The sequence below is a fragment of the Hallella bergensis DSM 17361 genome (assembly GCF_000160535.1).
GTDB classification, from domain to species: Bacteria; Bacteroidota; Bacteroidia; order Bacteroidales; family Bacteroidaceae; genus Prevotella; species Prevotella bergensis.
Genome location: NZ_GG704780.1, coordinates 76767 through 99104, shown reverse-complemented (window position 1 = coordinate 99104; position 22338 = coordinate 76767). Strand labels below are relative to the sequence as shown.

Annotated in this window: 21 protein-coding genes; 9 read left to right on the top strand and 12 right to left on the bottom strand. The window is 49.8% G+C overall.

The window, feature by feature from the left end:
* Nucleotides 1–13: 13 nt before the first annotated feature.
* Together HMPREF0645_RS00410 and HMPREF0645_RS00405 are read right to left on the bottom strand one after the other, a co-directional pair.
* The gene (locus tag HMPREF0645_RS00410; RefSeq protein ID WP_007172798.1) at nucleotides 14–2506 is read right to left on the bottom strand and encodes a glycosyl hydrolase 115 family protein; all 2493 of its coding nucleotides are present in this window, start codon (nucleotides 2504–2506) and stop codon (nucleotides 14–16) included.
* 125 nt (nucleotides 2507–2631) lie between these two features.
* Nucleotides 2632–3420, bottom strand: a complete 789-nt coding sequence (locus HMPREF0645_RS00405) for a GDSL-type esterase/lipase family protein (RefSeq protein ID WP_169305442.1) — start codon at nucleotides 3418–3420, stop codon at nucleotides 2632–2634.
* A 158-nt stretch (nucleotides 3421–3578) separates the two neighbouring features.
* Here HMPREF0645_RS00405 and HMPREF0645_RS00400 point away from each other — a divergent pair, with 158 nt between their 5' ends.
* On the top strand, nucleotides 3579–4682 hold the full coding sequence (locus tag HMPREF0645_RS00400) for an Mrp/NBP35 family ATP-binding protein (RefSeq protein WP_007172796.1): 1104 nt from the start codon (nucleotides 3579–3581) through the stop codon (nucleotides 4680–4682).
* A 95-nt stretch (nucleotides 4683–4777) separates the two neighbouring features.
* Here the strand turns inward: HMPREF0645_RS00400 and HMPREF0645_RS00395 are convergent, their stop codons facing one another.
* Together HMPREF0645_RS00395 and HMPREF0645_RS00390 are read right to left on the bottom strand one after the other, a co-directional pair.
* Nucleotides 4778–5410 (bottom strand): HAD family hydrolase, encoded by a 633-nt coding sequence (locus tag HMPREF0645_RS00395; protein ID WP_007172795.1) that lies wholly within the window; start codon nucleotides 5408–5410, stop codon nucleotides 4778–4780.
* Entirely contained in the window at nucleotides 5398–5889 is a 492-nt protein-coding gene (locus tag HMPREF0645_RS00390; RefSeq protein WP_007172794.1) for a low molecular weight protein-tyrosine-phosphatase, read from the bottom strand. Before HMPREF0645_RS00390 ends, HMPREF0645_RS00395 begins: the two co-directional genes overlap by 13 nt.
* Before the next feature lie 697 nt (nucleotides 5890–6586).
* Here HMPREF0645_RS00390 and gdhA point away from each other — a divergent pair.
* From gdhA to HMPREF0645_RS00370, 4 genes are all read left to right on the top strand, one after another.
* Nucleotides 6587–7924: an NADP-specific glutamate dehydrogenase gene (gene gdhA, locus HMPREF0645_RS00385; protein ID WP_007172793.1), complete on the top strand. Its 1338-nt coding sequence runs from the start codon at nucleotides 6587–6589 to the stop codon at nucleotides 7922–7924.
* A gap of 9 nt (nucleotides 7925–7933) precedes the next feature.
* Nucleotides 7934–8572: a septal ring lytic transglycosylase RlpA family protein gene (locus HMPREF0645_RS13085; protein ID WP_007172792.1), complete on the top strand. Its 639-nt coding sequence runs from the start codon at nucleotides 7934–7936 to the stop codon at nucleotides 8570–8572.
* A gap of 265 nt (nucleotides 8573–8837) precedes the next feature.
* Nucleotides 8838–10130, top strand: coding sequence for a serine--tRNA ligase (gene serS, locus HMPREF0645_RS00375; protein WP_007172791.1), 1293 nt, complete (start codon nucleotides 8838–8840; stop codon nucleotides 10128–10130).
* 94 nt (nucleotides 10131–10224) lie between these two features.
* Nucleotides 10225–12654, top strand: a complete 2430-nt coding sequence (locus HMPREF0645_RS00370) for a bifunctional dihydroorotate dehydrogenase B NAD binding subunit/NADPH-dependent glutamate synthase (protein WP_007172790.1) — start codon at nucleotides 10225–10227, stop codon at nucleotides 12652–12654.
* Nucleotides 12655–12771: 117 nt separating this feature from the next.
* Here the strand turns inward: HMPREF0645_RS00370 and HMPREF0645_RS00365 are convergent, their stop codons facing one another.
* Nucleotides 12772–13224: a lytic transglycosylase domain-containing protein gene (locus HMPREF0645_RS00365; RefSeq protein WP_007172789.1), complete on the bottom strand. Its 453-nt coding sequence runs from the start codon at nucleotides 13222–13224 to the stop codon at nucleotides 12772–12774.
* A 437-nt stretch (nucleotides 13225–13661) separates the two neighbouring features.
* Between HMPREF0645_RS00365 and HMPREF0645_RS13540 the strand changes: the two genes are divergently transcribed.
* Complete coding sequence (locus tag HMPREF0645_RS13540; RefSeq protein ID WP_156777806.1) at nucleotides 13662–13811, top strand: hypothetical protein; 150 nt, start codon at nucleotides 13662–13664, stop codon at nucleotides 13809–13811.
* Nucleotides 13812–13823: 12 nt separating this feature from the next.
* On the opposite strand, the gene HMPREF0645_RS00360 is transcribed toward HMPREF0645_RS13540, so the two are convergent.
* On the bottom strand, nucleotides 13824–14699 hold the full coding sequence (locus HMPREF0645_RS00360) for a sigma-70 family RNA polymerase sigma factor (RefSeq protein ID WP_007172786.1): 876 nt from the start codon (nucleotides 14697–14699) through the stop codon (nucleotides 13824–13826).
* Nucleotides 14700–15482: 783 nt separating this feature from the next.
* A complete protein-coding gene (locus HMPREF0645_RS00355; protein ID WP_007172783.1) occupies nucleotides 15483–16619 on the bottom strand; it encodes a glycosyltransferase family protein in 1137 nt (378 codons plus the stop codon).
* 331 nt (nucleotides 16620–16950) lie between these two features.
* On the opposite strand from HMPREF0645_RS00355, the gene HMPREF0645_RS13535 reads away from it, so the two are divergent.
* Complete coding sequence (locus HMPREF0645_RS13535) at nucleotides 16951–17088, top strand: hypothetical protein (protein WP_007172781.1); 138 nt, start codon at nucleotides 16951–16953, stop codon at nucleotides 17086–17088.
* 64 nt (nucleotides 17089–17152) lie between these two features.
* Here the strand turns inward: HMPREF0645_RS13535 and HMPREF0645_RS00345 are convergent, their stop codons facing one another.
* From HMPREF0645_RS00345 to HMPREF0645_RS00335, 3 genes are all read right to left on the bottom strand, one after another.
* Nucleotides 17153–17713, bottom strand: coding sequence for a Maf-like protein (locus tag HMPREF0645_RS00345; RefSeq protein WP_007172780.1), 561 nt, complete (start codon nucleotides 17711–17713; stop codon nucleotides 17153–17155).
* Between the two features lie 196 nt (nucleotides 17714–17909).
* Complete coding sequence (locus HMPREF0645_RS00340) at nucleotides 17910–18428, bottom strand: KdsC family phosphatase (protein ID WP_007172779.1); 519 nt, start codon at nucleotides 18426–18428, stop codon at nucleotides 17910–17912.
* Nucleotides 18421–18951, bottom strand: coding sequence for a nitroreductase family protein (locus tag HMPREF0645_RS00335; protein WP_007172778.1), 531 nt, complete (start codon nucleotides 18949–18951; stop codon nucleotides 18421–18423). The genes HMPREF0645_RS00340 and HMPREF0645_RS00335 overlap by 8 nt, the downstream gene beginning before the upstream one ends.
* A gap of 85 nt (nucleotides 18952–19036) precedes the next feature.
* On the opposite strand from HMPREF0645_RS00335, the gene HMPREF0645_RS00330 reads away from it, so the two are divergent.
* Nucleotides 19037–20014 (top strand): GNAT family N-acetyltransferase, encoded by a 978-nt coding sequence (locus tag HMPREF0645_RS00330; protein WP_007172777.1) that lies wholly within the window; start codon nucleotides 19037–19039, stop codon nucleotides 20012–20014.
* A 146-nt stretch (nucleotides 20015–20160) separates the two neighbouring features.
* Here HMPREF0645_RS00330 and HMPREF0645_RS00325 read toward each other — a convergent pair whose 3' ends face one another.
* Nucleotides 20161–21516, bottom strand: a complete 1356-nt coding sequence (locus HMPREF0645_RS00325) for an SLC13 family permease (protein WP_336433159.1) — start codon at nucleotides 21514–21516, stop codon at nucleotides 20161–20163.
* Nucleotides 21517–21519: 3 nt separating this feature from the next.
* Nucleotides 21520–21717, bottom strand: a complete 198-nt coding sequence (locus HMPREF0645_RS14045) for a hypothetical protein (protein ID WP_007172775.1) — start codon at nucleotides 21715–21717, stop codon at nucleotides 21520–21522.
* A 287-nt stretch (nucleotides 21718–22004) separates the two neighbouring features.
* Here HMPREF0645_RS14045 and HMPREF0645_RS00315 point away from each other — a divergent pair, with 287 nt between their 5' ends.
* Nucleotides 22005–22292, top strand: a complete 288-nt coding sequence (locus HMPREF0645_RS00315) for a hypothetical protein (RefSeq protein ID WP_007172774.1) — start codon at nucleotides 22005–22007, stop codon at nucleotides 22290–22292.
* Nucleotides 22293–22338: the final 46 nt, after the last annotated feature.

Here is a 22338-nt window from a genome sequence, read left to right as displayed (position 1 = left end):
GAAGATGTCCAACCTACAGAGCCGGAGCTATCGGAAACATATAGAAGCGGCGGTTCTTGTCATAATCGATCATCCATTGATCCACGACGATATGCGCATCGAGCGCCTTGATCTCCAGCGTATGCGTTCCAGACGACAAGTTGACCTCCTCACAGCGTATGGTTTGACCACGCAACACGTTAAGTTTCCATCTTTCGGAACGGAACTTTTCCTTCAGAGAATAGACAACTGGCGTACCTCCGTCAATGCTGATCGAATAGCGAATATCACCCTTATCGTTGGCCTGGGTGGGTATTAAAGCCGTGTAAAGGTTGGCCTCACCACCCTTGGCATAGAATTGATAGGTCAGGCTGCCACCTTTGGGAAGCGCAACGGCCTTCATGGAGTGACCGAGCATTTCCACGGTATAGGCCCCCTGACTGGCCCTGCTGTAGTCACACGCATTTCTTACGACACATTCCCCGCTCTCCATCTTGGAAGGCACAGGCCTTGCACCACCGTATTTCTCGATTTCCGAAGCAGTCAGTTTTCCCGGAAGAAACGGGGGACCGAAGACATATAAGTCGCGGGGAGCCATGTGCATATTGCCGTCCCACTTGCCATGAGCCATCCTCTTGTTGTAATGTTCGGTCAGTTCCTTGATTTCGGTGTAGGCTTTCCAACTCCTCACAGCCGACTCCAAAGCCTCATCATCATTGTGAAAACTCGAGGGTTTACCGATATGACGAGCCTCCTGGGCTTGTAAATGTTTGGTGGCCATGGCCGCTGCTCCATACACCGGATACTTGATAGCCGCGAAGAAAGCATCTTTCAGTTCCGGGCGAATCAGCTTCTCCACCTGATCGATTTGCCGCTTCACCTCCGCATAGTCTGCCAGATAACGCTCCAATTCGTTGCCAAACTCCTCCGCATTAAACTCGGTGTCTTGTATAGGCGACCATCCCCGCTTGTATTTTTTATGTTCAAGTTCCACCTGGTTCCAACCCATAAACTCCGGGCGTCGGACAGCGCATAGTTGGTAAAAACGCGTCATCGGCTTGGTCAGTTGTTTACCCGCAACCTCGCCAAACTGCTGTATGAGCCAGTCTTGCAAATGTTTCTGCAGGGTATTGGGACCCACACTATTGATATTCCATGCCATATCCATAAAGAGACTGAGGTCGTAGGCGGCCACCTTCGGGTCGTGAACATTGGCGATCCACAGCCTCCGTGCATGATGGTCATAGGCCTGCTTCATCTCGTTATAGATCAAACCCGGTTGTGTGGTCGTAAGCCACAGGTAATCATGTGGCCTACCCCAATAGCTCAGGTGATAGTAAACGCCGGCCCCTCCCCTACGCTGCTGCTGAATCTCATCCGACAAACGCGTCATGTAACCATAGTTGTCGTCACACCACATCAGGCAGACATCGTCCGGCACACGGAGTCCTGCCTCATAGATTTCGAGCACTTCCTTATAGGGAACAAACACCTGGGGCACCTTTGTGATGTCCTTGTTCACCTCCTGAGCCAGGAGTTTGCGCTGGAAATCAATAACAGCCTGAAGTCCGGCCACTTTTTCCTCCATGGTCTTCACCCCCTCCATCGACCCATCATGAATACCACGCATACCAATAGTGTACAGGGCGTCCATCCCTGCCGTTTCCTTGGCGCGCTCACGCCAATAATCCTCTACCGACTTGCGGTTGCTGATAAAGTTGTACGCTCCACGCTTTTTAGAGTCCCATTCGTCCACATTGTTGCGAAGAATAGGCTCACAATGCGACGACCCTATACAGATGTCAAAGGAGTCGGCCACCTCCTTGTTGCCCCTAACCTTGAAGAAAGCTGTCGTACCGGCGTGCATGGCCGGCCACAAAGCGTTGCCTCGAAGGCGTAGCAACAACTCGAAGACCTTACGATAATACCGAGGTCCCATCGTCCCCGACCTGTGATGCGTGTCCAATTTCCTGGCCGCCCAGACACGGTTCGTCCAGTCTTCATCGTTGATAAACACGCCTCGGTATTCCACCGAGGGGCTCTGCAGGGTTTCAAAATTACTGTCGATGCTCAGGCTTTTCCTGCGAACAGGCTGCACATCCCCCCAATAGATCCACGGAGACACACCAGCCTGTCGCGACAATTCCAAAATACCGTATGCCGTTCCCCGACCATTACTACCAACAACGATAATCTTTCCCTTGCGGATTCCGATCCAAAACGCATCGCTTTTGGTAATAAACCGATGGTAAGGCACATGATATTGGTCGAGCACCTTCATCTCTTTGTTGTTTGCCAGGTCGAGCTGATACACCTCGATGGCCGCCTTGTCTCTCTGTTGGGCTTTCTTACCCGTCACGGCGTGCATGTCCGATTCGAACATATCCAACGCCTTGTCCACCACCGTACCGTAATTTTTTTGTACGGAATAGGTGACATGTCCGCCGGAATACCATATAATCTCCTTGGCCTGTCCCATCAACGGGAGAGCCAAAAGAGCCGCAAAAATCAATTTATATTTCTTCATGAATTGTTCTTTTTTCAGTTCAACATCTATGATGGGACAACCGGATGGGCTTCAGTCCGTGTGTCTACAGTTTACTTTAAAGGTGTATAACCCTTTCAGACTGTGCACACAGTCGTCACGTTCCATCATTTTCTGCCTATGCCCAGTGCCTTGACAATACCCCTGCCCCAATATTCGGCCAAGACTTTCGACCCTTCCTCATTGGGATGCAGCCAAAAGTCGCAGTTCTGATAGCCGCGCTCGTGCACGAGCTGGGTACGATAGTTCTTCTTGAAGTAGTTGTAAGCCTCCTTATCTCCGGCATGCACCTGCCCCGGATACCTGTCTTCGAAATGGGAGATAATAGATTTGACCTGTTTGAAATAGACCGTAAGCATTTTCTGTCCCACCTTACTTTGCAGGCTCCCGTTCTTCGTTATAAAGGGTGCAGAGAAAAATATGGGACGATGAATCACTACGTGGGCCTTAGGGTACAAAGCCAGAAGCGAGTCGACGATCAACTCCATGTTGTGCTTATACATATAAGGTGTAGTCCTGCTGTTCGCCGGTCGTTCAGCAGCATCGTTGGTTCCCAGCATAATCGAGAACACCAACTGCGCCCTCGGAAACCTGTTCACAAGATCTGCGGTCTTGCTTTTCAGTTCGTTCCAATGGTTTTTAATCCCTGTTTTAACGGGCACAAAATTGAACGTCGTGCGCCCACTCTTGCCCATATTCACATGGTTACATTCTCCTACCCCATCCTGCTGAGCTAACCATTGCGAGCAAACCACCGGTGGTGACGTGCGTTCGGGATGCTTGTGCAAGGCTCCATACGTGATGCTGTTGCCCACATACACCACATTGTAGTCTTGTTGAGCAAACATGCCAAGCACAGCGAACAGCAGCATCAAACTGCAAACTGTTCGTTTCATTCCATTCTCTCTTCTTTGAAATTGCATAAGGATAAAGTTGTTCAGAGATTTACAAAGTTAATAAATTCTGACCGTTACATGAAATTATCAACGCTTTTATTCGTTCATTCCGCATTTATTGGGTATTTTTGCCAATTATCAAAGTTACACAAAAGAATATGGCATTATATCCAAAATTAATAGAAGAAGCACTGGCAACCGTGATCTATGCAGGTACCAAAAAGAACCTCATCGAGAGCGGCATGCTGGCCGACACACCCAGCATAAACGGCATGAAAGTCTCGTTTACGCTGATATTCCCTCGCAACACCGACCCCTTTCTCAAATCCACACTCAAGGCTGCCGAAGCCGCCATACACTATCGGGTGAGCAAGGACGTCGAGGTGAGCATCAATACTGAATTTAAATCCCAACCCCGACCGGAGGTGGAAAAGTTGCTTCCACAAGTGAAAAACATCATCGCCGTGAGTTCCGGCAAGGGTGGTGTGGGCAAAAGCACCATATCGGTCAACCTCGCCATAGCCCTGGCCAAGCTGGGATACAAGGTGGGGCTGCTTGACACGGACATCTTCGGACCCTCCATACCCAAAATGTTTGGCGTGGAGGAAGAGCGCCCCTACGCCGTGAACGTGGACAACCGCCAACTGATCGAACCCATCGAGAAATACGGTGTAAAACTGTTGAGTATCGGGTTCTTCGTCAATCCCGACACGGCCACCGTATGGAGGGGCGGCATGGCCACATCGGCACTGAAGCAACTCATCGCCGATGCCCACTGGGGCGAACTCGACTATTTCATTCTCGACACCCCTCCCGGCACCTCCGACATTCATCTCACACTCCTGCAAACCCTGGCCATCACGGGGGCAGTCATTGTCTCCACCCCGCAAAAGGTGGCACTGGCCGATGCACGCAAGGGCATCGACATGTATACCAACGAGAAAATCAATGTACCCATACTCGGACTTGTGGAGAATATGGCATGGTTCACGCCAAAAGAATTGCCCGACAACAAATATTACATCTTCGGCCAGGACGGCTGCAAGAACTTAGCCAAAGAGATGGGGTGCCCGTTGCTGGCTCAAATACCCATCGTTCAGAGCATCCGCGAGAATGGCGATGAGGGAACGCCCGCTGCCCTCCACACCGACACCATGACCGGACAGGCCTTCATCAACCTAGCCCAGGCCGTGGTAACCGTGACCAACTTGCGGAACAAGAAACAACCCAAAACAAAGATTGTGAAAACAAACAATGACTGACAAGTCATTGGTTTGCAGGCTTTGCCAAACTTCATGCAAAGCCTGCGAGATGGGCAGCCGCGGTCATGATCCCCGGCTGCCCATCTGTAATCTGTCTACCTGATACTTAGGAACGAATCGCAAATCTGGTCGGCGCCAGCCGCTTGCAGCTCTTCCACCGTGCCATTGCCATAGGTCACCCCGCAGGTGTGGCAGCCGGCACGCTTGCCCATCAGGATGTCGAAACTCATATCCCCCACCACCAAGGTGTCTTCCGGGGCGATGCCGAAATGCCGCATCGTCTTCAACACTGGGTAAGGATGGGGCTTGGCAATCTCCACATCATCGGCACCGAGGATATACGACACATACTGGTCGAGTCCCATTTGACTTACAAACGCAGCGAGTGACGCGTGCCCGCGACTACTGGCCAACGTGATGATTGCACCATCGGCATGCCACTGCTCGATCTTCTCCATCACCCCGGGAAAAACATCGACCTTCATCGTCCGGTTGTATTCGTCGAAAATTCGCCTGTAGGTGTCGGCACAGCTGTCCAACTGACTGTCGGACATGGGCATCAGAGCCTCAAAACATCCCTTGAGGGGCAGTCCGATGGTTTTGCGGCACTCCTCGGCCGAACGCATCGGCAGTCCCAATTCCCGGAGAGTGGACTGCATGGTAGTGGTTATAATTTTGTTGGTGTCACCTATCGTGCCGTCAAAATCAAGAATAATCAGTTTGTACATACCAGTTCCTTTAAAAGATTCTCACAACCATCCTCGATCAAGTCGAGCGCCAACTCAAAGTCTTGCTCTCCCCCGTAATATGGGTCGGGCACACTGGTGGCATCCGGATGCGCTTTCAGGTAGTCGCTCATGCGAACCACCTTCTTGCGGTCGTCATCACCGGCAGCCATGCGCGTGATGTCGCGATGGTTTTGCTCGTCCATAGTAACAATCAGGTCAAACTCGTCAAAATCGGTTGCGGCGTCAAACTGCCGTGCACGGTGGGAAAAATCATAGCCACGCATCTTGCCGTGTCGTCGCATGCGCACATCGGGCAGGTTGCCTGTGTGCCACCCTCCGATTCCCGCCGAATCGATAGAGAAGCGATGAGCCAGTCCCCGGTCGTCAACCATCTGCTGCATAACACCTTGAGCCGCAGGCGATCGGCATATATTTCCTAAACATATAAAAAGTATCCTGACCTTACCTTTTTTGATCATAAAATGAGAGTTAAAACGCTGAATACAAGTTTACAAAGGTGCAAAGATAACAAAAAATAATGATAAATCGGTCTGCTTTTATATATAGGTGGAGCGATGCTCAAAATTATTGACAATCACCCTTCCATATTTCGCTGATTTGAAAATCAAACCCTCCCCGCCCTGAATTTCGTGAAATTCGCGTAATTCGTAGTAGCCTAACCATCAAAGGTTTATAAAAACAGACCTTAGCAGTCTTATTTTATCGTTCGCGATTACATATTGAATCGCAACGCGGTTAGAGCCCCATCGCACGACGAGAAGACTTTCGTCGCATCACCACAAAGCCCGAACCGTACCGCCGTTAAGCCCCAATCGCTGTACCCCGTCAGAATCTTCGGCGTACCGAACCGAAATTCCCGTCCGAAACATGGCGCTTTTATCTCTATTTGATCCTCCAAAACACCCTCCGATTTTGGTTATTCTTTTTGACATCGCCCGAAGTGATCAGAAAAATTTGAGCAAGCACTGGCGTTCACATCCATATAATATAAGGTGATGAACAAAATGTTAGTTAATTGCGTGAAAATATATGAAAAACATTTGGAAGCTATGGAATAAACCCCTATATTTGCGTTAAGAAATAGACAAGTTGAAACAACACTGATTGGAATTGTCTAAATCATATTGACCTATAAAACTAAATCGTATTACCACTATGGAAGTAGAACAAGTAATGAAAGGCCTGATGTGGAAACATTCAGGCGAACCTGAATTTCTTCAGGCTGTAAAAGAAGTTCTGGAATCTATTAAAGATGTGTACAACCAGCACCCGGAGTTTGAAAAAGTATCACTCATCGAACGACTTGTAGAGCCGGAGCGGGTTTATATGTTCCGTGTGCCTTGGACCGACGACAAGGGTGAAGTGCACGTCAATACGGGCTACCGCGTACAGTTTAACAGTGCCATCGGCCCATACAAGGGTGGCCTGCGCTTCCATCCATCGGTCAACCTGAGCATCATGAAGTTCCTGGGCTTTGAGCAGACTTTCAAGAATGCGCTCACCACACTGCCTATGGGTGGTGGCAAGGGAGGTGCAGACTTCTCTCCCAAGGGACGGTCGGACGCCGAAATCATGCGATTCTGCCAGGCATTCATGCAGGAATTATACCACCACATCGGCCCTGACGAGGACGTTCCCGCAGGCGATATCGGCGTGGGTGGTCGCGAAATAGGTTATCTCTTCGGTCAATATAAAAAACTGACCCACCAGTTCCAAGGTGTCATGACAGGCAAGGGAATGGAATGGGGCGGCTCGATCCTTCGTCCGGAAGCAACAGGCTTCGGAGCGCTCTATTTTGTGAATCAAATGCTGAAGACTCACGACATCGACATCAAGGGCAAAACTGTGGCCATCTCCGGCTTTGGAAACGTGGCATGGGGAGCTGCCAAAAAGGTTGCCGAACTTGGCGGCAAGGTCATCACTATCAGTGGACCCGACGGCTACATTTACGACCCGGATGGCATTTGTGGCGAGAAGAATGACTATATGCTCGACTTGCGCAACAGCGGCGAGGACATCTGTGCCCCATACGCCAAGGAATTTTCCGGTGCTAAGTTCTTTGAGGGCAAAAAGCCTTGGGAACAGAAGGCAGACATTTACCTGACGTGTGCCACACAAAACGAACTCAACGGCGATGATGCCGAGAAGATATTGGCCAACAAGCCGCTCTGCGTTGCCGAGGTGAGCAACATGGGTTGCACCGCCGAGGCCATCAGCAAATTCATAGAAGCCAAGCAGTTGTTTGCTCCGGGCAAGGCTGTGAATGCCGGTGGCGTAGCTACATCTGGACTGGAGATGACTCAAAACTCTATTCACTTGCACTGGAGTGCCAAGGAGGTAGACGAGAAACTCCACTACATCATGCACTCGATTCACGAGCAATGCGTGAAATATGGCAAGCAGTCTGATGGCTACATCAACTATGTGAAGGGTGCCAACATCGCCGGATTCATGAAGGTGGCACACGCCATGATGGCGCAAGGTATCGTATAAACTAATATTGTGGATTATAGAAGAAAATTCGTATTAGCAATTCTATTGATAGCAGGCTTTACCCCTATAATAGCTCAAAAAAATAGGGGTAAGGCTTCTTATTATTCTAAAAGAGCCACCGGGGCAAGAACGGCCAGCGGTGAACGTGTGCATCATGACAGCCTGACGTGCGCCCACCGCACGTATCCATTCGGCACACTGCTCAAGGTCACCAACCTGTACAACGACCGTCAAGTGGTGGTCAAAGTAACCGACCGTGGGCCTTTTGTACGTGGGCGCATCATCGACTTGAGCTATGCGGCGGCTGAAGAATTAGGTATGCTGGCCCAAGGCATAGGGATGGTGGAGGTGGAGAGAGTGGAAGAACTGAGGCCCCCATATCGCATAGGGAACACCGAACGCGGACTACCCAACATCAGTTTTGATATCGCAAGTTTCGGCAAGGGAACCATGGAGATGGAACGAGTGCCTGACGACGAATCCGGACAAACTTTTCCAACCACTAACACCCCAATCTTAGTGACCAAAGCAAATGTCAGGAACCACAGCACAAAAACAGGCAGAGACCGCAAAACAGTTGCACAACAAAAAGAAAAACACAACACAAAACAAACTCACAGCAGGGTTAGGGCAGCTGTGAAAAAGTAAGCAGGTGAACGCGTTTCAACCTGCAACAGGTGGGTTTTATGGGATAACTGTGTATCAATATTATTAAAGCAAACCGAGAAAGCCGATCATGGAACGCTATAACGGCTGATTGTCACTGTGAAAACCTATTTTCACAGACAGATATTCACAGGACATGGCGTCGAAAATATGAATTTTTAGCCTCACGTGAAGATTTAGTTTGCACTTTCATAGTTTTTTTGTACTTTTGCCTAATAAATTGACAAAAAAATAAAATCATAGCATTATGCTCACACTTAAACTCATCGGTGAGGAAACAGAACGCGTGATCAAGGGGCTGGAGAAGAAGCATTTCGAAGGCGCACGCGAAGCCATTGACAAGGTATTGGAACACGACAGGGTGCGCCGTGAGTCCCAGCAGAAATTAGACTCGAACAAGCAGCAGCAGAATTTGCTGTCCAAGAAGATTGGAAGCTTGATGAAAGAGGGAAAGAAAGACGAAGCCAACGAAATCAAAAACGAAGTTGCTGAGCTGAAAGCCCTGGACAAAAGCCTGCAGGAGATCATGAACAAGGCTCAGGAAGACATGAACAACGAGCTGCTCCAAATTCCCAATATTCCACTCGAAAAAGTGCCGGAAGGCAAGGATGCAGCCGACAATGTCGTGGTGAAGGAAGGTGGAACGGTGCCCGACTTGGGTGAGAACGCCCTGTGCCATTGGGATTTGCTGAAGAAATATAACCTCGTGGACTTCGACCTTGGCGTCAAGGTGACCGGCGCAGGCTTCCCTATCTATATGGGCAAGATGGCTCGCTTCCAGCGTGCCCTCGAAGCATTCTTCCTTGACGAAGCCCGAAAATCGGGCTATCTTGAAGTGCAGCCACCATACGTGGTGAACGAAGCCTCAGGCTACGGAACAGGTCAGCTGCCCGACAAAGAGGGTCAGATGTATCACGTTAACCTCGACGAGCTCTACCTAATACCAACAGCAGAGGTTCCGGTAACCAATATTTTCCGTGATGAAATCCTCGATGAGAAGGAGCTACCCATCAAGCGTTGCGCCTATTCGGCTTGCTTCCGTCGTGAGGCCGGGTCATACGGCAAGGATGTTCGTGGTCTGAACCGCCTGCATCAATTTGATAAAGTAGAGATTGTGCGCATTGACACGCCCGACCATTCAAACGATAGCCTGTCCGAAATGCTCAATCATGTGGAGGGCTTGCTCAAGAAATTGGAACTTCCTTACCACATACTGCTGCTCTGTGGCGGCGACATGAGCTTCACGTCTGCCATTTGCTACGACTTCGAAGTGTGGAGCGCTGCACAGAAGCGATGGCTGGAAGTATCGTCGGTGTCAAACTTCGGAAACTATCAGGCCAACCGTCTGCACTGCCGATATCGCCGTGAAGACACCAAGAAGACGGAATTGTGCCACACGCTCAACGGTTCGGCTCTGGCATTGCCACGCATTGTTGCGGCCATCATCGAAAACAATCAGACTCCTGAAGGCATACGCGTGCCCAAGGTTTTGGTGCCCTATTGTGGCTTTGAGATGCTTAACGACAAGAACTTTGATTAGGCTCCCGCGATAATCAAGGTATGCCTTCTTCCCGCTGAGGAATATAAATATATGTTGCGCTATACAAAAACATGAAGATTAACACCATAAAAACATGAACAAGATTGTTAAGAAGGAGCAGTTTTCGGAGAAGGTATATTGCTTTGAGGTGGAAGCACCCCTCATTGCCAAGAGCTGCCGCCCCGGGAACTTTGTTATCGTAAGAGTAGACAAAAGAAGCGAGCGAGTGCCTTACACCATTGCTAAAGCCGACGTCAAAAAAGGCACATTGACCATGGTTATCCAAGAGGTGGGACTGTCGTCAACCAAATTTTGTCGGCTCAATGTAGGCGATAGCGTGAACGATATTGTAGGACCATTGGGAAGTCCGTCCAAGATACAGAAGTATGGCACGGTGGTTTGTGCCGGCGGTGGCATTGGAATCGCAGCCATACTCCCCATCCTTACTGCTTTGAAAAAAGCCGGAAACCGTGTGATTTCGGTATTGGCCGGACGCACGAAAGAGCTGGTTATCATGGTGGATGACGTGAAAGCGTACAGCGACGAGGTCATCATCATGACCGATGACGGAAGCTATGGCCAGAAAGGTGTGGTGACTGTGGGTGTGGAACAAGTTATCAAGCGCGAACATGTAGACAAGGTTTTGGCCATCGGACCGCCCATGATGATGAAATTCACATCGCTTTTGGCCAAGAAATACGGCATTCCCAACGATGTTTCATTAAACACCATCATGGTGGATGGGACGGGCATGTGCGGTGCATGCCGCCTGACCATCGGTGGAAAAACCAAGTTTGTATGCATCGATGGACCCGAATTTGACGGCGACCTGGTGGATTGGGATGAGATGATGAAGCGTATGGGCACCTTCAGGAACATGGAGAAAATCGACATGGATAATTATAACATCATGCCAAAAGCAACCGCCTGCTCCATCACTTGCCCCGATAAGCAGGAAAATCAAACGACCGAGACATGCTCCGCAGGTGCCAAAACATCTCCCACCGCTACGAAATGCGGGGACGAAAATAAAGAAACCGCGGGCGAAAACAAAGGAAACCGGGACGAAGAATCCCTCACCGACCGCAATGCACAATGGCGAAAGGACCTGCGTGCCTCCATGAAGGGGAGGGAAAGAACAAGTATTCAGCGAGTGAAAATGCCGGAACTCGACCCCGCCTATCGAGCCACGACTCGTTTGGAAGAAGTGAACCAAGGCTTAACATCCGAGTTAGCCGTTATGGAAGCGCGTCGTTGCTTGGACTGTCCCAAGCCGACTTGCGTGGAAGGATGCCCGGTTAACATCAACATTCCCTCGTTTATCAAGAATATTGAACGCGGCGAATTTCTGGCCGCAGCCAAGGTATTGAAGATGACTTCGGCACTCCCGGCCGTGTGTGGTCGCGTTTGTCCTCAAGAGAAACAGTGCGAAAGTCGGTGTGTGCATCTCAGGATGAACGAGCCGGCCGTTGCCATCGGACACTTGGAACGATTTGCAGCGGACTATGAACGCGAAAGCGGACAGGCCTCGATACCCGCCGTTGCACCGAGCAATGGCATGAAAGTAGCTGTGGTTGGCTCAGGGCCGGCCGGACTGAGCTTTGCCGGAGACATGGTGAAGAAAGGGTTTGAGGTATATGTGTTCGAGGCTCTGCATGAGGTAGGAGGCGTTCTTAAATATGGAATTCCGGAATTTCGCCTACCCAACCACATTGTCGAAGCAGAGATAGAGAATCTTAGAAAGCTCGGCGTTCACTTCCAAACAGACACTATTATTGGAAAAACCATCAGCATTGAAGAGCTCGATGAAAAGGGTTTCAAGGGCATCTTTGTAGCCTCTGGAGCCGGTCTGCCCAACTTTATGGGCATACCTGGAGAGAATCTTATCAATGTCATGTCGAGCAATGAGTATCTGACCCGTGTCAACCTCATGGATGCTGCCAGTTCCGATAGCGACACACCCATTCTCCTTGGCAAGAAAGTGATGGTCGTTGGAGGTGGTAACACTGCCATGGACTCGTGCCGAACAGCGAAGCGCCTCGGTGCAGACGTGACATTGGTATACCGCAGATCGGAGGCCGAAATGCCCGCTCGTTTGGAAGAGGTGAAGCATGCAAAAGAAGAAGGCATCAAGTTCATGACCCTACACAATCCCAAAGAATACGTGGGTGACGAGAACGGGCGGATAGCCGCAGCCGTACTGGATGTGATGCAACTCGGCGAACCCGATGCCTCCGGACGCAAGCGCCCCGTTGCCACGGGAGAAACCGTAACACTGGAATGCGACCAAGTTGTGGTGGCCGTGGGAGTTTCGCCCAACCCATTGGTTCCAACATCAATTCCAGGATTGGAGCTGGGCCGCAAGAACACAATCGTAGTCAACGAACAGATGCAGTCTTCGCGTGAAAACATATACGCCGGTGGTGACATCGTTCGTGGCGGAGCAACAGTAATTCTGGCCATGGGCGACGGACGACGAGCAGCAAAAGGCATGGCAGAAAAGCTGCTGGGAGCGTCCAAATAGAAAAGATAAGAAGGCAAAACCAGTTTGCTAACCTGCAAATTAAATTGCCCCCACCAAGCATTTCTTTCACGATGATGCTTGGTGAGGGCAATTTTCTTGACCTGTTGAACGGCAGGATTACCTCCCTCGTTTCATAACAGCCTTAACCTTCTCAAAATAGCGTTGTGTGCTACGTATACTGTAGTTGTTACCTCCATTCCAGGATCGAATGGCCTTCTCAACGTTGTTTTTGGGATTATACTTCGATTGAAATAACAAAAACATTTCCTTTGATTTCTTCACACTAAAGCGATCCGATAAAGTAAAACGTCGTTTGCTCTTTCTACTCCTTAAAATTCGATTGCATTCCGCAACCATAATGGGTGTAATTTGCATTGCTCCAACCGAATTGCCACTTCTCGCTTTCGGGTTACCCTTACTCTCAACCATGATAATGGCATGGATTACCTGACTCCAATCGAAATTTGAAACATTACTTGTCTCTGCTATTTTTGAAGCACTCACTGCTTGAGCAGAGCATACTGTAAAAAACATGACCATTGTAAACAATGCTCTTTTTATTTTCTCCATAATGATTTTTTTATGGAACCTGAAAGACAATTGTCATTCGCGGCTTTGCTTATGAGAAAAAGTTTAGCAAAAACCTCAGCTCCGTTAAGATACCTTAGCGAATAGCACCACCAAAACAAAAAGCAGATGTTATCCTTATTCTTATCGGCTGCAAAGGTACATAGAAATTTTGATATACAAGACGAAAGGAATCATAAAAAACGTGAACAAAACCCATAACTCCCTGTCCTATTGGCGTAAACACCAAGTAGAGCCTATATAATCACAAACAAATATCCCTTAAGAAAATTTAAAAAATATACAAATTATATTGATTTACAAACTAATATTGTATCTTTGTATCGTGTTTTTCATGGTATTAGATTATTAAGGTTAATTTTGAAATCGGCATGCTCGTGAGAGTATGCCGATTTTCTATCATTCAAACATTGATTAAAATGAACAAGTCTGAACTGTATATTCTCATCGCTGTGTTTGGCCTACTCACCATTTCCTTGGTGTGGTTTGGTGTCAAATTCCTGCTGGACATCCGCAAACGGAAAAATTCTCAAAAACAACACCGGCAGCCCAAGCACTTCGACGCGTGACATTCTTGCACGTCAACCCAAATACTGCCTCAGTGTGGATGCATATTTGCTGAAACGGATTTTCCGAAGCGCCTTTTCGCGCACCTGGCGAATTCGTTCCCGCGTCATGCCCATACTGTCGGCTATCTCCTCCAGACTCTTCTCCATAACTCCAATACCAAACGACTCCTTGATGATTCGTTGTTCGCGGGCACTGAGCACCTCGCGCAGCAAGTCATTGATAAACTGATTCATCGATTCCTTGTCCAGCGAACTGTCGGACTTCATCCCGCTATCATCAGAGGCGAGCATGTCAGCCATTGACCCATCTTCGTCGTTACCCAAGGGGGCGTCTATACTTGTGGCCCGTGCACCGGCGCTCATGGCCGCCGTAATTTGTGCCTCCTCCACTTGGAGTATCTCCGCCAGCTCATGGTTGGAGGGTACACGCCCATGTTCCTGCAAAAAAGACTCAGTCGTTCTGATCACCTTGCCGTAGATGCCCACTTGATTCAGCGGCATGCGCACAATGCGACTCTTCACCGCCAAGGCTTCCATAATGCTCTGCCGAATCCACCACACCGCATACGAGATAAACTTGAAACCCCTCGTTTCGTCAAACTTCTCTGCCGCCTTTACCAAACCCATGTTGCCCTCGTTGATCAGATCAATGAGCGATATGCCCTGGTGCTGGTATTGCTTGGCCACCGAAACCACAAACCGGAGATTACCACTCACCAACCGGTCGCGCGCACGGTCACCCTCCGGACCACCCTTATGAATGGCCTGTGCAAGCATAGCTTCTTCGTCGGGAGAGAGCATGGGTTCACGTGCTATCTCGCTGAGATACCGGTCGAGGGCCTCGCTGTTGCGGCTGGTAATGTTCTTCGTGATTTTAAGTTGTCTCATCTCTCTTGGAAGTTATGTTAAAGTTAGGTGCTGTAGATTATACCACAAATGTACAAAGAAATATTAAATCTCACAAAGAATCCTCCGAAAAATGCCGCAACTCCGTTTCATGGCAAAGTCAGGTAGCAAGTGTACGCTGGGCTGAATCGTTCATCAAAGATGCGTTTGCCCATCTTAAATTTTATGCCTCCCAATCATCATATCTTCAAACGTCAAGGATACAGAAAGGATAGGCATGTAGGCTGTGAGAGCCGGCTCCGAACTGCAGCTGTATCAATCCGGGTAGCGTGATCTCCTGATTCAGAATAGCGAAAATCACACGAAATTGACTGCTGTCCTGACCCAACAAACATTTCTGCATGTCAAAAAGATTAACCAAAAATCAGTAGTTCTCAATCAACCCATCCAGAGAAAAATGCGCCATGTTCTGACCGTCAAAACCCTTCAGAACATGCGAAAAATATTGGCGGAGCTGCGGTTAAGCTTCAACGGCACCGCGATACGAGCCTCGTCAGGATGCGAAAGAAGCCTTGTCGCACTGCGATCAGGCCTTAGTCGCACGGCCATTCGATATGCAATCGCAGGTGATTCAATTGACGCCAAAACAACATTTTATTTATTTCCCTGTCTGTCAAACTGTTATAAACTCGTGAAATTTTCTCGTATTTCCAGCTTCCATTCTTTTTATTTTTCAATACGCGAAGCATTGAGCGGCTAATGTAAAGAAAAATAGCAATCCTCCAAAAACAGGTTGAGCATGCGCAATGGCAGCTTGATGGGCGGTCAGCGGGCAGATATCGTTGTTCCCACGGTGAACGACTCGGGACGGCGATTCTGCTCAACCTGCTCCAGTACACTTTCCAGACGCGAAACAACCATCATCTCGGCCTTGTTTACCCACATCCTGAACTCCACGTCTTCCTCATATTCGTGTCTGAAAGCCAGCAGTCGACTCAGGTCGAACGTCTCGCCCACCACGCCAGCCCCATACTTACTGGCTTCGTAGGCATTACACTCCTGCTCGACATGCGCCGGAACCATCATCACGGGTTTGCCCATATACATGGCCTCACACACCGACTCAAAACCGCCCGTCGTGGCGTAGGCTTTGCAATTTGCCAGATAATACAGGAACATGAGGTCGTCAATGCGGTGGAAACTCAGCGTCTCGTCGATGCACGTGGTTGCGTCGACGCCCTGCTTGTCCCAGAAAAAGTGCATGCGGTATCCAGGGTTCTGTCTGTGCCATTCCATCACCGACTCGCTGAACCCTGCATTAAGAATGTATCCCGTGATGTAGTCGCCGTGATGGCGGGGCATATCAAGAGCCTCCTGCCTGAGCAGTGGCGGAACCACCGAGATGCCCTGTGCATCGTCATCAGCCAGATGCCTGAAGGAAAGTGCCAGCAACCTGCGTGCCCCGAGACACGTGGCACGGGTGAAGGCCAGCATCATTTTCTGGCTCGCCTTATGTTTCCCTGGAAACTCGTATTCAGGATGCAGAAACAAATATTGATGACCTATGCATACCATCGGCACTTGGGGACGAAGAAAATAATTGGTGAGACCGGTAAGAATTTCATAAAAATTGATCACGAGGTCGGCACCGCTCTTCTTGATTTGGCGATAGAGAAAATGCATAGCCGCCATATACTGTGGCACTTTCATAATGTTATAGACCACCGACATACCGATGCCCACTCGCTGATTTTCCTTCGACGGCAGGAAATTGGGACTGGGGAATCCTTGCACGGGTGCACTCGCCTGATCCATAAAAAACCGGGGCACCTGGCGCGCCTTGCTGCGGCCCACAAGTATTCCAACCACCTCGTGACCACTATCTCTCAACATTTTCTCCAAGGCCAAAGCCTGGGTGAGATGCCCCCTGCCTTCTCCCTGCACTACAAATAATACTTTCATCACTGTCTGTGTTTTAAGTGGTCATGGACTGACCCAAACCTTTGTATGCAGCAAAATTACCGACTTGGTGTTTCAATCTCATTGAGATGAAAATAAGAAACCAAAACCATTGTGTGTCAAAACGATGATTCCACCTGCCATCATGGTGACACATGCCGGCCAACAGGCTGTTTAACGGAAATTTAGTGCGAACCGTTTGGTCATTCCAAATGAAATGGTTATATTTGCAATAAGCTGAAATATGCAGCAAGTCGCTGTGTCGACACACACGCAGCTGCATGACACGGCAAACACAAGTAAGGAATAACGAGTCAAACCATTATTTAAATTCATGAGAGAATACGCAAGGATCCAAAACCGGAACACCGTGTTGAACAAAAAGGAAGAAACCAAAAAGAAAACGGTGGAAAGAGAAGTCGGCTTTGACATCAACCAGCACGACATCACAGATGAGTTCACCTTATTATAATATAGAAGTGAACCACACATCAAAACACATACTGTAAACCGCAGGCTCCGGCCTGCGGTTTTTGTTAGATCAGCTGTTGCAGCTCTTGGTAGATGCGCTGCACGGGCAGCCCCATCACGTTGAAGTAACTGCCGTGGATATCCGTCACACCGATATACCCAATCCACTCCTGAATGCCGTAAGCACCGGCCTTGTCGTAAGGACGGAAGGTGGAGATGTAATGGTCTATCTCGTCATCGGTGAGTTGTTTGAACGTCACCTCGGTAACGACCGAGAACCTGCGCTGCGCGCCTGCGGTGGTGAGACATACTCCCGTGATGACACGGTGTGTACGCCCGCTCAATGCATGGAGCATGCGACTTGCATCGGCGGCATCCCGGGGTTTGCCCAGCACCTCACTACCCAGCACCACCACCGTGTCGGCCGTGAGCAACACCTCGTCAGCGCCCACGGTGTAGGCCTCGGATTTCTCTCGCGCAATGTACTGTGGAACCTCCTCCACCGCCAGATCTTCCGGGTAGCTCTCGTCTATGCCCGGCACAACCCGTACCTCGAACTCGAAGCCTAATCCCGCAAGCAACGCCTTTCGACGGGGGGAATTACTGGCTAATATAATTTTCTTCATGATGTATGATAATGTCAAAAACAGTATGAAAGGCTGCAGGGCGGAGCGTGATAACTCGCGCAACACAATGAAGAATGAAGAGTGAAGAACGAAGAATCAACGCGCAGCCAATTGTGAATTGTAAATTTTGAATTGTGAATTGCAAAGCGCGTCAGCCTAATTTTGAATTGTAAATTGTGAATTGTGAATTACAAAATTACCATCCAAACGCCTTCGCCGATTTAAGCCAAAGCCCTTGTGCCCGCATCACCTGCTCCAGCACGTCGCGTGCACAACCGTGGCCTCCCCGCTTTTGGGACACATAGACCGACACTTCCTTCACCTCGCTGCAAGCATCCGATGGGCAGCAGGCACAGCCCACACGCTGCATAATCTCGTAATCGGGAATGTCATCACCCATGAAGATAACCTCGTCATCCTGCAGACCGTATTGCTTCAGGAACGTCTCATAGGTCTGAATCTTAACCGAACAGTTCATATAAATGTCGCTGACCCCCAAATAGGCGTAGCGGTTGCGAATCGATTCACAGTTGCCACCCGTCATGATGGCCACGCGAAGTCCCATCTTGACAGCCAGCTGAATGGCATAGCCGTCCTTGATATTCATGGTGCGCACGGGCATTCCATCTGTCCCCATGCCGACGGTTTCGGCAGAAAGAACGCCGTCTACATCAAAAATAACGGCCTTGATCTTTTTTAAATCGTAGTTAATCATCCGACTTAATTCTAACATTCTCCCACTTCAGACTGCCCTCTTCCCGTGGTTTGCGGTCTTCTGCCGGATAGCCAATGGCCAACACACACAGCACTTCCAGCTTCTCGGGCAGGCCCAATATGCCGTGAATCACCTCGTTGGCGGTATGCCCGTCGCTCAGTCCGCGCCCCCTCATCTGGACCCAGCAACTGCCCAGCCCCAGGTCTTCGGCCTGATACTGCATCGAGATGGCCGCTATGCTACAGTCCTCCACCCAGCAGTCGTTTTCCGCAGGGTTACACATCACCACAATGGCAAGCGGTGCATCCTTTATAAACTTGGCTCCCGTGTCCTTGGCATCGGCCAATTTCTCGAGGTCTTGCTTGTTGTCCACAACGGCAAACTGCCAGTTGCGCCGCGCCATCGAGGTGGGCGCCATGAGTGCGGCGCGCAATATCAGCTGCACATCTTCGCCCGGGACCTGTCGGTCGCTGAACTTGCGGTGACTGCGCCGCTGCTGTACTAAAGTCTTGAAATTCTCCATATCGTCTTCTGGTTTATTATTGCAAAGTTACGAAATTTATAACAGCAAAACGTTGGATATTAGAGTTTTTTGCTATCTTTGTTGCATGGAAAGGTATGAGGTAAGACTATATACCACCGGGGAGGAATTGCCTGACATGACTTGTCACAACTTCTTCCACAGCACCGAACTCTTCCGGATGATAGAGAAAACACCCGGGCAAAAGCCCTACATGGCCGTGGCAACCGATGGCAACGGTCAGGTGGTAGGACATGTTCTGGCCACTGTCCGCCGCAGGGGCAGTTGGTTGCCTCCTATGCTCTATACGCAGGGGCGTGCCTATGGCGAGGGAGAATATGCTGACGGGGTGGATCGCGAGGAGGTCTTCGGTCAACTTCTTGCCGTGCTGACCCGCAAACTGCGCCGCAAGCTGTGTTTCTACATCGAGTTCAGCAACCTTTCCCGCAAGATGTTCGGCTATCGCTTTTTCCGCCGCAACACCTATTTCCCCGTGAATTGGCAGGAGGTGCGCAACTCGCTTCACTCCAAGACGCCGGCCGAACGCATCGAGCCCAAGGTGCTGGAACGCATTGAGCATGTCTATAACCTGGGGGTGGTGACACGCGAGGCAGCGTCGGAGGAAGAGGTGAAAACCTTCCACCACCTGCTCCGCAACTTCTATCGCTTCAAGCTACGCAGGCTCATTCCTCCCGAAAAAATGTTTCTCGAGCTGTACAACAGCAAGCGGGCACGCGTTTTCGTGACCCTATACAAAGACAAGATTATAGGCGGGTGTGTCTGTGTCTACTCCGAAGGCAATGCTTTTCTGTGGTATTTCGCCTCGCGCAGGAAACGTTACCCGCACCTTTACCCCAACACCATGACCATTTGGCATGCCCTGAACTGGGCGTGGGAACACGACTATGCCCACCTGAGCTTCCTCGATGCAGGGTTGCCCTTCCCGCACAACCCTCTCCGCGAGTTTCTCCTGCGCTTCGGCGGAAAGCCCACGGCCAACTATCGGTGGTTCCGATTCTCCATAAGTTTGGTCAATCGGATGCTCTCGTGGCTTTACAAGGAATGACGATGTACAGCCTTTGAGCACATGGATTTACTCTTAAATAAACACGCCATCAGGACATAAAACCACGATGCCCATTGGCGGAACAGATTGAATGTATACCCTGTTCCGCCAATGGGCTTGTTGTCAACATCTGTCAAGATGAGGGATTAGCCAATGACCATCTTGACTAGATAGAGCGCTACGGGAATGGTGACAATAGCTATCCCGATAAAGTCGATGAAGATCCCACTCTTGATCATCTTAGTGATGGGAACATAGCCACTGGCATAGACAATGGCATTGGGGGGTGTGGAAACAGGAAGCATGAATCCAAGCGATGCCGAGAGAGCCACGCCGACGGCCACGGGAACGGGATTGAACCCAGCCGAGAGGGCTGCGCCAATGGCCAACGGGCCAATCATGTTGGTGGCTGCGGTATGCGAGGTAAGCTCGGAGAGAAGCAGCGACATGACGCAGAAGACAGCAATGAGGAGCAGTTCGGTGGGATTACCACCCATAAAGTTGATGATCTGATCTCCGATCCATTTGGACAAACCAGTGGCATACATCATTCCGCCCATCGCGAGTCCGCCGCCGAAGAGCAACAGTGTGCCCCACTCCACGCCGGCCACAGCATCCTTCCACTCAAGCGTCATCTTGTGATTCTTGAGATCCACGGGAAGGAAGAACAGTAACAGGGCACCCACCATAGCTGCTATAGCTTCGGGAAAGAGGGCATTATATTGGTTGAGCACCGGACTCTGCGTGCCGAGAAAGATACTGAGAATGCCCGGGGTAACCCAGAGTATGACAGCCACGAGGAAAGCAATCATCGTGTTTTTCTGTGCGCGAGTCCATCTGCCAAGCCCTTTCACCTTGCCAGCAATGAACTCCGAAGCTCCCTCAATGTGCTTCACGTCAGAGGGGAACATGCGGGCGAGCACGATATAAGCAATGACGAAATAGGCCACCATGGCCACAAAACCCCACACCATCCACTGGAAGAACGACACGTGGAGGTCGCACATCTCGTTGAGAAATCCCAGCATGATGATATTGGGGGGCGTGCCGATGGGCGTGAGCACACCTCCGATGGAGCAGGCGTAGGCCGTCATGAGCATCAGTCCGGTGGCATATTTATAAGAATTGAGTGCTATTATTTTTCCCTGTGCAGCCATCATCTCGCGTATGGCCTCAAGAAGTCCGAGTGCAATGGGGAACATCATGGCCGCTGTGGCAGTGTTGCTGATCCACCCCGAGCAGAGCATACAGGCCAAACCAATGGCGAGGAAGATGCGCCTGGGATCGTCTCCCACCCATCGCATCGACATGATACCGTAGGCGATGCGCTTGTCTACACCATTGACCATCATGGCCTTGGCAATCATAAATCCACCCATGAAGAGGAAGATCATTGGGTTGGCAAAGGCGGCGAAAGCCTCTTTCATCTTCACCACACCAAATACTACACACAGTGTTGGGCCGATAAGTGAGGTCACAGGGATGGGCACAGGCTCTGTGATCCATCACAAAGCTACAAGCGTCATGATGGCCAGCAGTTTGTGTGCCTCCGGCGAGAGACCAGCAATGGGCGTGATCCATACTAAAATGGCACAGATGGGGCCAAAGATGGCACCAATAATTCTTCGTTTTCGGTCGAACGACGATTCCGAGTTCGACTGTTCCTGCCCCGATGGTTTGGGATTGTTTTTAGCATCATTCATAAGGTAAGTATAAGTAGTAGTAAATTATATCCGCAAATGTAAGGGTTTAATCGATTCATGTTGGTAAAAAATCGGAAAAATATAAGTTGCGGAATACTTTTTCTTTAAAATGACGATGATTTCTCCATAAAAGCCCTATATCTGCAGAAAAGCAGCTGTCTGGCATGACATGGACACCGCTGCCGTTGTAGGGAATACCCGTTCTCTCTTGTCCGCACGTTGTGGTCAGAAAAAGTCCGGAATCCCCACAAGGCTGAATGTCAGGATTTACCTTAAACGTTTATCGTATGAATAAAGTAGTTGTTATTGTTATTGTAGTAGTGCTTGCGTTGGCACTTGTTTATCTGAACTATCGCAACCGTCGTCGTTTCAGCTTTAACGAAAACCAGCTTCGCGCCGCCATCGATCGCGTATTCAGCGAGAGCGGTGCTTCCGTGCTGTCGCAACATGATTTTGTTCACAAACTCAGGCAAGCGCTGAATTGCACACAGAAAGAAGCGCTCTATCTCTATGGGATAGCTCGCAAAAGAAACATGGTCATCGCTGAAAACAAGGAAGTCAGGCCCATGGCATAGCGATATGCACACGGTCGTGCCCGATTGCTTGGGAGAGAACGATACA